Annotated in this window: 10 protein-coding genes; 5 read left to right on the top strand and 5 right to left on the bottom strand. The window is 74.1% G+C overall.

Annotated elements, in window-relative coordinates:
- The first annotated feature begins 3 nt into the window (after positions 1-3).
- Positions 4-1,587, top strand: a complete 1,584-nt coding sequence (gene thiC, locus GA0070214_RS13705; protein ID WP_091262753.1) for a phosphomethylpyrimidine synthase ThiC — start codon at positions 4-6, stop codon at positions 1,585-1,587.
- Positions 1,588-1,634: 47 nt separating this feature from the next.
- On the opposite strand, the gene GA0070214_RS13700 is transcribed toward thiC, so the two are convergent.
- From GA0070214_RS13700 to GA0070214_RS13685, 4 genes are all read right to left on the bottom strand, one after another.
- Positions 1,635-5,297, bottom strand: a complete 3,663-nt coding sequence (locus tag GA0070214_RS13700; RefSeq protein WP_091262751.1) for a hypothetical protein — start codon at positions 5,295-5,297, stop codon at positions 1,635-1,637.
- Positions 5,298-5,362: 65 nt separating this feature from the next.
- On the bottom strand, positions 5,363-5,671 hold the full coding sequence (locus GA0070214_RS13695) for a cupin domain-containing protein (protein WP_091262748.1): 309 nt from the start codon (positions 5,669-5,671) through the stop codon (positions 5,363-5,365).
- Positions 5,668-6,618 carry an LLM class F420-dependent oxidoreductase gene (locus GA0070214_RS13690; protein WP_091262747.1) on the bottom strand — a complete coding sequence of 317 codons (951 nt, stop codon included), beginning with the start codon at positions 6,616-6,618 and terminating at the stop codon, positions 5,668-5,670. Before GA0070214_RS13690 ends, GA0070214_RS13695 begins: the two co-directional genes overlap by 4 nt.
- A 2-nt stretch (positions 6,619-6,620) precedes the next feature.
- Entirely contained in the window at positions 6,621-7,406 is a 786-nt protein-coding gene (locus GA0070214_RS13685) for an ABC transporter ATP-binding protein (protein ID WP_091262745.1), read from the bottom strand.
- Positions 7,407-7,693: 287 nt separating this feature from the next.
- Here GA0070214_RS13685 and GA0070214_RS13680 point away from each other — a divergent pair, with 287 nt between their 5' ends.
- Positions 7,694-8,725 carry an ABC transporter substrate-binding protein gene (locus GA0070214_RS13680; RefSeq protein WP_091262743.1) on the top strand — a complete coding sequence of 344 codons (1,032 nt, stop codon included), beginning with the start codon at positions 7,694-7,696 and terminating at the stop codon, positions 8,723-8,725.
- Between the two features lie 110 nt (positions 8,726-8,835).
- Entirely contained in the window at positions 8,836-9,666 is an 831-nt protein-coding gene (locus GA0070214_RS13675; protein ID WP_377463220.1) for an ABC transporter permease, read from the top strand.
- A gap of 52 nt (positions 9,667-9,718) precedes the next feature.
- Here the strand turns inward: GA0070214_RS13675 and GA0070214_RS13670 are convergent, their stop codons facing one another.
- The gene (locus GA0070214_RS13670; RefSeq protein WP_091262739.1) at positions 9,719-10,900 is read right to left on the bottom strand and encodes an ABC transporter substrate-binding protein; all 1,182 of its coding nucleotides are present in this window, start codon (positions 10,898-10,900) and stop codon (positions 9,719-9,721) included.
- A 447-nt stretch (positions 10,901-11,347) separates the two neighbouring features.
- On the opposite strand from GA0070214_RS13670, the gene GA0070214_RS13665 reads away from it, so the two are divergent.
- Both GA0070214_RS13665 and GA0070214_RS13660 read left to right on the top strand, forming a co-directional pair.
- On the top strand, positions 11,348-14,383 hold the full coding sequence (locus GA0070214_RS13665; RefSeq protein WP_091262737.1) for a sensor histidine kinase: 3,036 nt from the start codon (positions 11,348-11,350) through the stop codon (positions 14,381-14,383).
- Positions 14,380-14,787, top strand: coding sequence for a roadblock/LC7 domain-containing protein (locus GA0070214_RS13660; protein ID WP_091262735.1), 408 nt, complete (start codon positions 14,380-14,382; stop codon positions 14,785-14,787). Before GA0070214_RS13665 ends, GA0070214_RS13660 begins: the two co-directional genes overlap by 4 nt.
- Position 14,788 lies beyond the last annotated feature (1 nt).

The raw sequence follows: 14,788 nt of genomic DNA, 5'->3' as shown, positions 1-14,788 counted from the left end.
GTCATGCAGGCACGTCGCAAGGTCTACGTCGAGGGGTCACGCCCGGACATCCGGGTGCCGTTCGCCGAGGTGGAGTTGACCGGGGACAACCCGCCGGTCCGCCTCTACGACACGTCGGGCCCGGGCTCGGAGCCCGAGGTGGGGCTGCCGCCGCTGCGCGGGCCGTGGATCGCCGAGCGCGGGGACGTCGCTCCGGTGCGGGGCGCCGGCACGCCGCTGGCGGGGACGCGGCCGACTCAGCTCGCCTACGCGCGGGCCGGGATCGTCACGCCGGAGATGGAGTTCGTGGCGATCCGGGAGGGGGTCGCGCCGGAGTTCGTCCGGGACGAGATCGCGGCGGGACGGGCCGTGCTGCCGCTCAACGTCAACCATCCCGAGTGCGAGCCCGCGATCATCGGCAAGGCGTTCCTGGTCAAGGTCAACGCCAACATCGGCACCTCGGCGGTGACCTCCTCGGTCGCCGAGGAGGTGGAGAAGCTGACCTGGGCCACCCGGTGGGGCGCGGACACCGTCATGGACCTGTCCACCGGCAGGCGGATCCACGAGACCCGCGAGGCGATCGTGCGGAACTCGCCGGTGCCGATCGGCACCGTGCCGATCTACCAGGCGCTGGAGAAGGTCGGTGGCGACCCGGTGAAGCTGAGCTGGGAGGTGTTCCGGGAGACCGTGGTCGAGCAGGCCGAGCAGGGCGTCGACTACATGACCGTGCACGCCGGGGTGCTGCTGCCGTACGTGCCGTTGGCGGTGGACCGGGTCACCGGCATCGTGTCCCGCGGCGGCTCGATCATGGCGGCCTGGTGCCTGGCACACCACGAGGAGAACTTCCTCTACACCCACTTCGACGAGCTGTGCGCGCTGCTCGCCCGGTACGACGTGACGTTCTCCCTCGGCGACGGGTTGCGGCCCGGCTCGATCGCGGACGCCAACGACGAGGCGCAGTTCGCCGAGCTGCGCACCCTGGGCGAGCTGACGAAGATCGCCTGGGCGCACGACGTGCAGGTGATGATCGAGGGCCCCGGCCACGTGCCCATGCACAAGATCAAGGAGAACGTGGACCTCCAGCAGGAGTGGTGCCACGAGGCCCCGTTCTACACGCTCGGCCCGCTGACCACGGACATCGCGCCCGCGTACGACCACATCACCTCGGCCATCGGGGCCGCCATGATCGGCATGTTCGGCACCGCCATGCTCTGCTACGTCACGCCCAAGGAGCACCTCGGGCTGCCCGACCGGGACGACGTGAAGGCGGGCGTGATCGCGTACAAGATCGCGGCCCACGCGGCCGACCTGGCCAAGGGGCACCCCGGGGCGCAGGCCTGGGACGACGCGCTCTCCAAGGCGCGGTTCGAGTTCCGCTGGGAGGACCAGTTCAACCTGGCGCTGGACCCGGAGACCGCCCGGTCGTACCACGACGCGACGCTGCCGGCGGAGCCGGCGAAGACCGCGCACTTCTGCTCGATGTGCGGGCCGAAGTTCTGCTCCATGAAGATCACTCAGGAGCTGAAGGAGTACGCGGCGCGCGGCATGCGGGACAAGTCCGAGGAGTTCGTGGCCGGCGGGTCGCGGGTCTACCTGCCGCTGGCCTGAGCCTCGCCGGGGAGCCGTGCCGCTGGTCGGCGCGGCCCCCGGCGAACTCAGTCGCGGTGGTGCCGGCCGGTACGCAGGGACCGGGCGTCATCCGCGTTGTCGTCCGAGGCCAGGCCGGCGACCCAGTCGACGTACTCCTCGTCCTGCGCGGCGATCGGCTCGGACTCGCGGTCGGCCTCGCCCGCCTCGGCGCCCTTCCCCCGGTTACGCCGGAACAGGCTGCGCCGGGCCTTCGACTTCCCCCCGGCCGCCTCGGTGGTCGCGTCGGCTCTCGACAGGTCGGCGTGCCGGCCGGGTGCGCTGCCGGCCACCTCGGGGGCCGGGCCGTCCCAGGGCGGAAGGATCGGCCGGGTGGCCCCGGGGGCGGGATCGGTGCCGCCGGTGGACTGCTGGGGAGAGCCGTTGGTCTCCGCGGGCCGGCCGGTGGCCTCCGGGGTCCCGCCGATGTGGCCGGTCGGTTCCGGGGTCCCGCCGACGGGGGCGGTGGCCTCCGGGGTCGGGCCGGTGGGCGGTGGGGCGGGCGGGCCGGCGGGGCGGGCGTTGGCGAGGGCGTCCCAGCCGGTGCTCCGGCCCAGGTCGGGCAGGGCGCGGTGCCGGGGACGCGGGGCGGGCTCGGGCCGGGTGGCGCCAGCGCTGCCGGTGCCGTCGCCGGTCCGGCCGGTCGTCGGGGTGCCCGGCGCGGTCTGCTCGGTGCCGCGCGGCGTCACCGGCCAGTTCGGGGCGGGGGCCACCGGCCAGGCCGGCCGGACGTTGTTCGGGGTCGTGTCCTCGAACATCGGGATCCGCGGCCGGGGCGACGCCGGGGGTTCGGGCAGTTCGGCCGGCACCGGCTCCGGGTCGAAGAAGAAGCTCCGCCGTTCACCCGCGGCCGGCGTGCCGCCGCCGCTCGGGTCGGCCGGGGTCGGTGCCTCCGGTACGCCCGCGGCCCGGGTCTCGCGGGCCGGGTGCCGCTGGCCGACATGGCGGGCCGGCTCGTCCGCGCCGGTCGGCCCGGTGCGGGCGTCCGCGGGCGTCTCCGCGACGACCGGCGCGGTTCCGGCCCGCTCGAAGGTGTCGTCCGGCGTGCTGCCGGCCCGCTCGAAGCCGCTGTCCCGCTTGCTTCCGGCCCGCTTCACGGTGCTGTCCGGCCTGGTGGTTGCCGGCTCGGCCGTGGTGTCCGGCGTGGTCGCGGTCGGTGCGGCGGTGCTGTCCGATGTGGTGGTGGCCGGCTCGGTGGCGGCCTGCTCCGGGGCGCTCCGGCTGGTGCGCGGCTTGCGGGTGCGCCTGGCGCGGCCGGCCGTAGCCGGGGCGGACTCGCCCGCCGCCTCCGGTCCGGCCGCCCGGGTGCCGTCGCCGGCAGGTCGGTCCGCCGACGGGGCGTCACCCGTCGACCCGGCCGTCGGGAGCGCATCGTCGATCGCGGGGGCCGGTGCGGGCGCCGCCTTCGGACGGGTCGCCGATGGCGTGCCGTCGGCCGGCCGGGTCTTCGCGGGCACATCGCCCGCCGAGTGGCCCTTCCCGGGCACGTCGTCGGCCGCGCGACCCTTCGCGGGCACGTCGTCGGCCGCGCGAGCCCCTGCGGGCACGTCGTCCGCCGAGCGGGTCGTGCGGGAGGCGTGGTCCGCGGAGCGCGGCGCGGGAGTCGCGGCGCGGCTCCGCTTGGATCGCGTGGCCCGCGTCGGGGCCGCCTCGGTCGCCGGCTCGGCGGGGGCGGCTACGGCCACCTGGCGTTCCGCCGCGGCCGCCGCCTCCGTCCGGTCCGGTGCCGGGTTCGGCGCGACGGACGGCGCCTCCGTCCGGTCCGGCGCCGAACCAGGGGCTACGGACTGGGATTCCGGCCGGTCCGGCGCCGGGTCAGGGGCCACGGGCCGCGCGTCCGTCCGGCCGGGTGCCCCCGTCGCCTCGGCGTGAGCTGTCGCCCGGTGGGCCGATCTGGTTGTCGGGGCGGACGGCGTCACGGGGCCCGGGTCCACGGACGAGGCTTCGCTCCGGTGGGTCGCCGTCGTGGCCTCGGCGGACGCTGCGGCCGGGTGCGGCGGCTCTGCGCTCGGGGCGGGCGGCGTGACCGGGTCCGGCTCGACCGGCGGGGTCGGACGACCGGCGGCCAGCACGTCGATGGCGGAGGTCCGCCGTCCCGGGGGCGGCGATCCGGGGAGCTGACCGGGGCCGCTGTCGTCCGACCGGTCCCGACGCGCGACGTCCGGACCCTGCTCCGCGGAGAAGGCCGGCTCGAATCGGGGCCGGTCCGCGGTCAGCTCGTGGGCCACGCCCGGCGTCACGTCGGCCTGCGCGGGCCGGTCGTCGGGCTCCGGGGCCAGGTGCCGAGCGGTGATCCCGTCCGCCGTGGCGCCCGGCTCGGCGGCCGGCCGCCCGGCATCGTGCGCGACCGGGGCCCGGCCGGTCACCGCACCGGCGACGGAGGGGGACGCCTCGGCGGTCGGCATCGCGTCGAGCGGGTGCCGGACAGCCTCCGGCCCGCTCGCCGCACCCTTCCCGGCGAGCCCCGGCCCCTCGGCGGCGAGCCCCGACCCCTCAACAGCAGGACCCGACCCCTCAACGGCAGGACCCGACCCCTCGGCCGCGAGCTCAGACCGCTCACCGGCGGGAACCGACCCGTACCCATGGGTCGGCTCGTCCCGGTCGGCCGGCCGCTCGGGCCCGGGGCGGCCGAGGGGCCGGCGGGTGAGTCCGGCCGGTACGGGCGCGGGGGTGAGCCCGCCGGCGGCCGGCCAGTCCCAGTGCGCGGGGCTCGGCGCTCCGACGGCGCGCGCGGTCGCCGGGGTGGTGGAAGCCGGGGGGGTCGCGTCGTGGGTGGCCGGCGACGGCGGCAGGGGCTGAAGGATGTCGGTCGGTTCGATGGCGTCGGGCCCGGCGGCCGTGGTCACCGGTCGGGGCAGCACCGTGGTGGCGGTCGAGCCGAGCGCTCCGGCGGCGACCGCGATCAGCGCGCCGTAGTAGGGCGCGAGCTGGTAGCGGTCGGCCGCGGTGCCGGGCCCGGCGGTCAGGTAGGCGAAGGCCAGCAGGACCGGGCCGGCGGCCCCGGCCGCGCCGCCGACCACCGGCAGGTAGCCGGCGCGGCGGGCCAGCGCGCCGACCGCCGCGCCGGCAAGCAGGGCCAGCGTGGGCAGCAGCAGCATGGCGAGGCGCTGGGCCGCCGCCGGGTCCAGCCAGGACGGTTCGAGCACGCCGAGCCGGACGGTGGGCAGCGTGCCGGTGGACGCGACCGACGGCGCGACGGAGACCAGGGCGAGCAACCAGACGGCCGCGGCGGTCAGCACGATGCTCCAGCCGAACGGTGGCCTGAGCAGCACGGCGATCGCCGCGCCCGCCCCGACCACCGCGCCGAGGATCGCGCAGATGCCGACCGCCCACACCGGGTCGACGCTGCCGCCCAGCTCCGCGGCGCGGGCCGGCTGCATGCAGAGCGGAGCGACCACGATGGCGCCCAGCCCGCTGACGCCGGCGATGGAGAGCACCTCGGTGGTGCCGGCCGAGGCGGTGTCCCGGCGGGCGAGTCGTTCGGTGAGGACGGCCCCGGCGACCGTCGCGACCGCGGCGAACCAGCCGACCCAGGCGAGCTGGGCGGGCCACCGGTTCACCGAGTCGTCGACGAACGCGCCGTCGAGGCGTACGACGCCGAAGCCGTACGCGATGCCGAGCTGGCCGGCCCCGGCCAGCACGCTCACCCCGAGCGCCGTGAGCAGCAGCCTGCCCCACGTCCGAAAGGCCATGTCGGGCACGTTACGGCCCGGTGCGGCCGCCCGCTACTTACTCGCCGAGGTTGATGGCGACCTGGCTACTTAAGCTCGACCAGCCGGGCCAGGTACGTGGTGTCACCGACGTTGGTCAGCATGTGCACGGCGCCGGGGTCGCGGTAGACCACCCCACCGGTCGGCTCGTCGGCGTCGATCGTCGTGCCGTCGATGGTCTGCACCACGTTCTTCGCGCCCTCGACGGCCACCACCAGATACGGGTGGTCGTGCCGGTGCAGCGGCTGCCGCTCGCCCGGCGCCAGGCGGATGTGCCAGACGCGTACCCGGTCGTTCTCGAAGACGATCTCCTGGCCCACCGGGCCGAGTTCGAGGTCGGCGGAGAGTTCGGTCATCCTGGTCCGTCCAGTTGGGGGAGCACCTCGGCGGCGATGAGCTCCACGTGGTCGAGGTCGTCGAAGTCGATGAGCCGCAGGTGCACCCGGGTGGCCCCGATCGCGGCGAACTCACCGAGCCGGTCGACGAGCTGGGCGGGGGAGCCGACCACCGGGTCCTCCGGCGGGAGCGCGCTCTTGACGTGCAGCGGCGCGGCCCGGCGCTGGGCGTCCGCGTCGGTGCGCCCGATCGCCACGACGACGCCGGCGGAGAGCACGAGCGGCGGCCGTCCCGACGCGGCGCGTCCGGTCCGGTCGCACGCCTCGCGGACCCGCTCGTACGCGGCGGCCGTCTCACCGACGGTCTTGAACGGCATGTTGAACTCGTCGGCGTACCGGGCGGCCAGCTCGGGGGTGCGCTTCGGGCCGCGGCCGCCCACGATCACCGGCGGGCCGGGCTGCTGCACCGGCTTGGGCAGCGCGGGTGCGTCGACCAGCCGGTAGTGGTCCCCGGTGAAGCTGTAGGTCTCGCCGGGCGGTGTCCGCCACAGCCCGGTGACGATCTCCAGCTGCTCGGCCAGCCGGTCGAACCGTTCGGTGACCGCCGGGAAGGGGATGCCGTAGGCGGTGTGCTCGCGCTCGTACCAGCCGGCGCCGATGCCCAGCTCGACCCGGCCGCCGCTCATCTGGTCGACCTGGGCGACCAGCACGGCCAGCGGCCCGGGCAGCCGGAAGGTGGCCGAGGTGACCAGGGTGCCGAGCCGGATCCGGGAGGTCTCCCGGGCCAGCGCGGCGAGCGTCAGCCACGCGTCGGTGGGGCCGGGCAGCCCGGGCTCGTCGCCCATGGCCCGGTAGTGGTCGGCCCGGAAGAACCCCTCGAAGCCGGTCTCCTCGACCAGCCGGGCGAACCGGAGCTGGTCGTCGTAGCTGGCCCCGCGGTGCGGCTCGGTGAAGACGGACACCCGCATGGTCACCGCCCTCCCGCGACGACGCCGCCGGTGGCGTCGCGCTCCATCAGCAGTTCGTGCAGCTCGGCGCTGATCCGGGCGACCTCGGCCAGGTGCGCGTGGCGGCCCAGGGTGCGGGGCCGGGGCACGGCCACCTCGACCACCTCGCGGATCCGGCCGGGGCGCGGGCTGAGCACGACGACCCGGTCGGCGAGCAGCACCGCCTCGTCGATCGAGTGGGTGACGAAGACGATGGTCGCCTTCGTCTCCATGTGCACCCGCTGGAGCTCGCCGGAGAGTTCCTCGCGGGTGAGCGCGTCGAGCGCGGAGAAGGGCTCGTCCATGAGCATCACGCGGGGCTCGCCGATCAGTGACCGGCAGAGCGAGACCCGCTGCTGCATGCCGCCGGAGAGCTCGTGCGGGAGGCGCTTCTCGAAGCCGCCCAGCCCGGCCATCTCCAGCAGCTCGCGGGCCCGGTCGCGGTGCTTCGCCCGGCTCCAGCCGAAGATCTCCACCGGCAGCAGGACGTTGTCGAGCACCGTCCGCCAGGGCAGCAGGGCGGGCCGCTGGAACAGCATGGCGATGTCCCGGCGGGGCTTCGTGATCGGCGTGCCGGCCACGGTGATCTCACCGTCGCTGACCGGGAGCAGGCCGGCGATCATGCGGAGCAGGGTGGACTTGCCGCACCCGGAGCGGCCCAGTACCGCGACGAACTCGCCCTCGGCGACGTCGAGGTCGATGCCGCGCAGCGCCTCGACCCGGCCCGAACGGCCGTCGAAGGTGCGGGACACCCCGGACAGTCGGATCATCTGTCGCCGGCTCCCTTCCAAGGTCGCGATCGCGAGCCGGGCTAGCGTAGCGGGCGGCGCTCCTCATAGCACCATCCAGGGTGGACGTCAGTCTCCTTTCCGTCAGGCAACTTCGTTTCCGTTCCGCAACCCGTACGCCCGCCTGCCGTCATCGGCCTTCTCGTACGCTGTTGCGCGCGAAGAGTCCCCTCACGACGGTCCCGTCGGCTGCCCCCTCCTGCCGACACCGTCGGACCCACGACCCGACCGGGCGAACATGCCCTGGTCGGAAAGGACATGGTGCACTGATGAGAAGGCTGACCCGTTCGGTCGCCGCCGCGGCACTGGCCACGGCCCTCGCCCTCGTCGGCGGTTGCAGCAGCGACTCGGACAAGTCGGAGGACGCCAAGACCGGCAACGGCGCGGCGCTGGAGAAGGTGACCTACCTCACCTCGTTCGGCAACTTCGGCCGTGACTCCTACGCCTGGGTGGCGAAGGAGAAGGGCTTCTTCAAGGAGGCCGGCTTCGACGTCGACATCAAGCCCGGGCAGGGCACCGGCTCGGTCATCCAGACCATCACCGGCGGCCAGGCCGACTTCGGCCCGATCGACCTGACCGGCGGCATCCTCCAGCTCGGCAACGGCCAGGCCAAGGACTTCGTCGCGGTGGCGGCGATCCAGCAGCGCACCATGGCCGCCATCGTCTCCGTCGAGGGCAAGAAGATCGCCACCCCGAAGGACCTCGAGGGCAAGAAGCTCGCCGACACGCCCACCTCCGTCGTGCGCAACCTCTTCCCGACGTACGCCCGGCTGGCCGGTATCGACGGCAGCAAGGTGACCTGGGTCAACGGCGAGGCGCAGGGCCTCATCGGCATGCTCGGCTCCGGCGCGGTCGACGGCATCGGCCAGTTCGTGGTCGGCCAGCCCACCGTCGAGGCGGTGGCCAAGAAGAAGCCGGTCGTGCTGCCCTACAGCAACGTGATGCAGGACCTCTACGGCAACGTGCTGATCACCTCCAGCAAGATCGCCAAGGAGAAGCCGGAGATGGTCAAGCGCTTCACCGCGGCGCTGCTCAAGGGCCTGGAATACTCGCTGGCCCACCCGGACGAGGCGGGCGAGCTCCTGAAGAAGAACGTGCCGGCCGCCAACCCGGCCGCGTCCGCCGCCGAGCTCCAGCTCATGGCCGCGTACGTCCGCTCCAGCAACTCCGGCACCGCCATCGGCACGCTGGACAGCGGCCGGGTCGCCAAGAGCATCGCGCTGCTTCAGGGCGCGGGCGCGCTCAAGCAGAACCTCACCCCCGACCAGATCATCGACTTCAACCTCGCGCCGAAGGCCTGACCGGTCGGCTCGGGCAACGGGGGTGCGCCCCGCCGGGAGACCCGGTGGGGCGCACCCCCTTCGCGTGCCGGTCGTCGGGCCGGCCGAGAGAGGAGGACACGTTGACGCAGTTGACCGGGACCCGGGCCGAGACGCCGGCGCCGGCGGAGCCCGCCGCCGCTGCGCGCCGGCGCGCCGTACGCCCGGCGGCGGTGGGCCTGCCGGCGCTCGGGCTCGTCATCGCGGTGGCCGCCTGGTGGCTGGTCACGTCGGGGCTGCACCTGGTGCACCCGGCCGCGCTGCCGCCACCGCAGGCGGTGTGGCGCTCGCTGGTCGGCACCACCGACGTGCTGCTGCCGGCGCTGGGCATCACCACCTGGATGACCCTGCTCGGCTTCCTGCTCTCGACGCTCGCCGGGGTGCTGATCGGAATGGCGCTGGCCGCCTCCAGCCGGGTGGAGCGGATGTTCGCCCCGCTGCTGGTGGCGGTCAACGCGGTGCCGAAGATCGCCTTCGGTCCGCTGCTGGTCGTCGCGGTGGGCTGGGGGCAGAAGCCCATCCTGACCATGGTGTTCCTGCTGTGCTTCTTCCCGATCGTGCTGTCGACGGCGACCGGGCTGACCACCACCCCGGCCGACCTGGCCGAGCTGGGCCGCTCGCTGAACGCGTCCTGGTGGCAGGCGTTCCGGAAGGTGCGTCTCCCGGCCGCGCTGCCGCAGATCTTCGTCGGGCTGAAGGTGGCCATGCCGCTGGCCGCGATCGGCGCGGTGATCGGCGAGTTCTATTCGGACCGGCCCGGGCTGGGCTACCAGATCCTCCAGTACAACGGCCAGGGGGACACCGCGACGGCGTGGGCGGCGATCGTGCTGGTGGCGGTGATGAGCATCCTGCTCTACTCGGCCCTCAGCCTCGTCGAGCGCCTGGCCCTGCCCTGGGTGCGGGCCACCACCTCGGCCCGCTGACCCCGTCGGTCCCGGCAGGAAGCGGGCCGCTTCCCGCCGGGACCGGCCGCGATCAACCCGCCAGGCGCCAGCGGCCACCGCGGGCGACGAGCGTGGTCAACGCCTGCGGCATGAGGCCCGAGTGGTTGTCCGGGGTCATCCGGATCGGCCCGGAGAGGCCGTCGAGCTGGGCGGTCTCCAGGACCTCGCGCAGGGCGCCCCGGTCCACCTCGCCCGGCTCGCTGCCGGACCGCAGCTCGGCGTCGGCGATGAGCTGGACGGCGTCCGCGGCGAACGACGAGTAGCCGTTGTAGCCGCCGAACCGGGCGGTGTATTCCTGGAACCACTGCCGCCGGGCGGCCTTGGCCGGGGTGGTGGCGATGACGTCGTCGATCACCATGGTCTGGGTGAAGATCAGCGTGGCCTGCTCGGTCGACCGGGCGGAGGCGCCCAGGAAGAGGTCGCCGGCCGCCGAGGCGTCGAAGAAGAGGGGCTTGGCGTAGCGGCTCTGCCGGGCGGTGGAGGCCGCCAGCGCCGCCTGCTCCGGCGGGGTCCAGACGATCAGCGCGTCGGGCTTCTTGGTGACCAGGCTGTCGATCTGGGTGCTGACCTCCGTGTCGGTGGTCCGCACCGACTCGGCCCGGGCCAACCGGATGCCGGCCTTGGTGAACTCGCTGTTCAACGCGGCCAGCCCCTCCTCGCCGTACTTGTCGGCGCTGTGCAGCACGGCCACCTTGCGGATGTTGCGGCGGAGCAACTCGGCGGTGAGTGCGGCGGCGCTGTCGGCGGCATTCGGCGCCAGCTTGAAGACATAGCGGCGATCGGCGACCGGTTCCGTGACCTCCCGGGAGGAGGCGAGCGCGACGGTGGGAATGCGCTTCTCGCCGATCGTGCGGACGGCGCCGATCGCACATTCGTTGCAGCCGCCCATGATGATGGCGCTGACTCGCGAGTCAGCGCTGAAATCGTTGATGTTGCGCAACGATTCGGCGGCGTCGGAGCGGTTGTCCTTCACCTTAAGTTCAATCTTCCGGCCACCCAGCGCGCCGGAGGAGTTCAACTGCTCGACCTTCAGTTCCAGGGCCCGCTGGTACACCTTGCCGATCGTCGCGGAGGCGCCGGACAGTTCCAGGTCCGCGGCGATCACGATCGGGCTGGTGTCCTGCGGTTCCCCGCCGATCCCGCAGCCGGTGAGCGAGGCGGCCAGCACGGCCGATGCGAGCACCGCGATGCTCGCGGAGCGGATGGGGCTCAACTCAGTCCTCCAGGTGCGGCGCGGGCCAGCGCCCGATCACCGCCGCTCGTCCGTCCTCAGTGGAGGAACGGGATTGGTGTGCCGTACGGTGTGCGCGAAGCCTGCAAAACCTTGCCAATGCCGAGCCCCGTGGTCAAGCGCGGATGTCGGGAGCGGTTTCGGGACGGCCGTCCCACATGCTGGGGACACGGAACGTTAACCGACAATTACTGCGCAGATACGTCTGACCACTCTGGAGTTACATGCCCTGTTCAGGGGGCTGGAGAAAAGAAGGTATTAGGTGATCGGATCACGGGGTGCGTCGGCCCCGACCGTTTCGTGCCTCACTGCCGCTTCCCAAACACGATCTCGTCTGATGAAATCGCGGCCGTGCCGCGCGTGGCGCTGGCCGCTGCACCAGGCACGGGTCGGCGGGTCAAGCGTGGAAGAAACGACGGAGGCGATGTCGTGAGCACCGGACCTACGACCCTGCCCGAGAGCCCCGACGCCGATCAGCGGAACCGGCGACGGCGACTGCCTCGGCTGCGTGACGCGCGGATCCGCTCCAAGCTCGCCCTCATCCTCGTCGTTCCGGTGGCGGCTGTCATCGCACTGGCAACTATCCGACTCGTCTCGGTCGGCGAGGGCGCCTACGAGGCCAACCGGATGCGATCGCTGACCGCGCTGTCGATCGACGTCTCGGCGCTCACCCAGGACCTGCACAAGGAGCGGATGGCCGCGGCCTCCTTCCTGGTCGCGCCCAACCAGAAGCCGGACGCCTACAACCTGCGGGTCCGCAGCACCGACGAGCGGATCGCGGCCTACCGGGACGAGCGGGGGAAGCTCGGCGACGTGCCGGCCTCGGTGCGCGACCGGCTCAAGGTGATCGACGACCACCTGGAGACCCTCAACGGCACGCGCCAGGAGGTGCTGGACCGGCAGCAGATGCCGGTCTCCGAGGCGAGCCTGCGCTACGGCATCATTCTCGACGACCTCGTCGCGTACGGCGACACGCTGGCCCAGCAGCCCGGCGCGGAGGGCCTCGCCGACGCCCGCCGCGCGGTGGCCGCCTTCGCACACGCCAAGGCGGAGGTCGCCGAGGAGGAGGCGGTCGCCTTCACCGCGCTCGACACCGGCCGGATCGACGAGGAGCAGTTCTCCTCGTTCGTGGCCACCCTGACCGGCCAGCAGGAGGCCCTGCTGTCCTTCTCCCGGGCCGCCGAGCCGGCCCAACGGTCCCTCGTGGACGGCACCGTCTCCGGCGACGCCGTGCAGCTCGGCGACCGGGTCGCCAACGACTTCTCCCGCTCGGTCGGGCAGACGCCGCTGGTCACCCGGGACGAGGCCGCCGCGGCCATCGGCGCGGTCGGTGACCTGATGCGGTGGGCCGAGATCCAGCTCCAGGAACAGTTGCTCGCCGACGTCGACGCGGTGCGCAGCGACGTCATCCGGCAGGCGGTCGTGGAGAGCCTGCTGGTGCTGCTCACCCTGGCCGTGGCCGTGACGCTGGCCGTGGTGCTGGCCCGCTCGCTCAACGACTCGCTGCGCCGGCTGCGCGAGGGCGCGCTGGCCGTGGCGAACCACGACCTGCCCGACGCGGTGAGCCGGCTCCAGAACGTCAACGCCATCGGCGACGGCGGCGTGGACGAGATCGTCCAGCAGGTGCGGGACCCGATCAAGCTGACCAACCGCGACGAGGTCGGCCAGGTGGCGTCGGCCTTCAACGTGGTCCACCGGGAGGCGGTCCGGGTGGCGGCCGAGCAGGCCGCGCTGCGGACCAGCGTCTCGGCGATGTTCCTCAACCTGGCCCGCCGCTCGCAGAGCCTGGTCGACCGGATGATCGGCGAGCTGGACGCGATCGAGCGCGGCGAGGAGGACCCGAAGCGGCTGGCCCAGCTCTTCGAGCTGGACCACCTGGCCACCCGGATGCGCCGCAACGACGAGAACCTGCTGGTGCTGGCCGGCGCCGACTCGGCCGTGCCGCGCCGTGACGACGCGCTCCTGGTCGACGTGCTGCGTGCCGCCCAGTCCGAGGTGGAGCTCTACAACCGGATCGAGTTCGGCACGGTCGACACCGACATCTCGGTGGCCGCGCACGCCGTCAACGACGTGGTCCGCCTGGTCGCCGAGCTGCTCGACAACGCCACCCGGTTCTCGCCGCCGAACACCATCGTGGTGGCCGACGGCCGCCGGATCCGCGACTACGTGCTGATCCAGGTCGAGGACCGCGGCCTGGGGCTCAGCGACGAACAGCTCGACTCGCTGAACCGCCGGCTGGCCGCCCCGCCCACGGTCGACGTGGCCGCGTTCCGGCTCATGGGTCTGGCCGTGGTCAGCCGGCTCGCCTCGCGCTACGGGATCCGGGTCGAGCTGCGCCGCAACGTCGAGGGCGGCACCGTCGCCCAGGTCACCCTGCCGAACGCCACCGTGGTGCTGCCGGCGAACCGGGGCCAGGCCCCGCTCACCCGCCCGCGCCAGCCGCTCGCCGTCGAGCAGTCCCCGCTCAGCCAGGTCGGCGCCGCCGATGCGCTGGCCGGCGCGGGCCGGGCCGGCACGGCCACGCTGGCCGACCAGTGGCGCAGCACCGCCACCCCGCCGCCCGCCCGCTGGCAGGCGCCGGCCGAGGCCCGCGACACCGCCTCGCCCGTGCAGTTCGGCGGCGCGACCGGCGCGCTGCCCACCGTGCCGGCGCCCGCGCCGGTCGCCTCCGCGCCGCCCGTCCCCGCCTCCATCTCCGGTGCCGGCTGGTCGGCGGGTGGGTCGACGGTCGCGAACCCCGCCCTCGACCCGCTGCCCCACCGGACGCCGGGCGGCGAGGCGGCGACCGTGGCCCCGGCCCCGGCGGCGCCGCCGGCCTACCAGCCGGCCGCCCCGGCGGTCGACCCCGCGGCGGCGGCCCCGGTGGTGGCCCGGTCCGGCCGGCCCGCCGAGGCACCGATCTTCCGGGAGATGGAGGCGGTCTGGTTCCGCTCGCACGGCGAGGACGAGACCACGATCTTCACCCGCCCCCGGTTCGACGACGAGCCGGCGCAGCCCGCCGCGTCCGCGCAGCCGGCCGCCCCGGCCCAGCCCGCCGGGTCGCCGCTGCCGCCGCTGCCGACCCGCACCCCGGGCGCCCAGTCGGCGGGGTTGAGCACGCCACCCCCGTACACCCCGCCGGCGGTTCCGACCGCGCCACGCGCCGCGGCCGTACCCCCGCCGACCCCGGCACCGCCGCCCATCGACCCGGAGGCCTGGCGCACGGCGGCCGACGAGGGATGGTCGCGGGCCAGCCGGGCCGCGGAGCCCAGCAACGCGGGCACCACCCGTTCCGGCCTGCCGAAGCGGGTGCCGCAGGCCCAGCTCGTGCCCGGCGGTATCGAACCGAAGGGAGGCCGGGCCACCGCCCGGCGCACCCCGGACGAAGTACGCGGCCTGCTGTCGGCCTACCACCGCGGTGTGCAGCGGGGTCGGACGGCCGGCGCGGACCTGAACAGCACCTCGACCAAGGAGACGAACCGATGAACAGGCCAGCGGCCATGCAGGACATGGGTTGGCTGCTCACCAACTTCGCCGACAGCGTGGCGGGCATCGCCCACGTGGTGGCGGTGTCCGCGGACGGGCTGCTGCTCGCCTCCTCCCGCGACCTGCCGGGGGATCGGGCCGACCAGCTCGCCGCGATCACCTCCGGCGTGGTGAGCCTGACCGAGGGCGCCGCCCGGATGTTCAGCGCCGGCGGGGTGCTCCAGACCGTCATCGAGATGGACAGCGGCTACCTGTTCCTCATGTCGATCAGCGACGGCTCGTCGATGGCCGTGCTGGCCGCGCGGAGCTGCGACGTCGGTCAGGTGGGCTACGAGATGGCGCTGCTGGTGGAACGGGTCGGCCAGGCGCTGGTCCCGCTTCCGAGGGACGCCGTCCGGCCCTGAG

It is taken from the genome of Micromonospora chaiyaphumensis, assembly GCF_900091435.1.
Lineage (GTDB): Bacteria > Actinomycetota > Actinomycetes > Mycobacteriales > Micromonosporaceae > Micromonospora > Micromonospora chaiyaphumensis.
The sequence above is the reverse complement of the archived record's forward strand: the minus strand, read 5'-3'. Positions and strand labels throughout refer to the sequence as shown.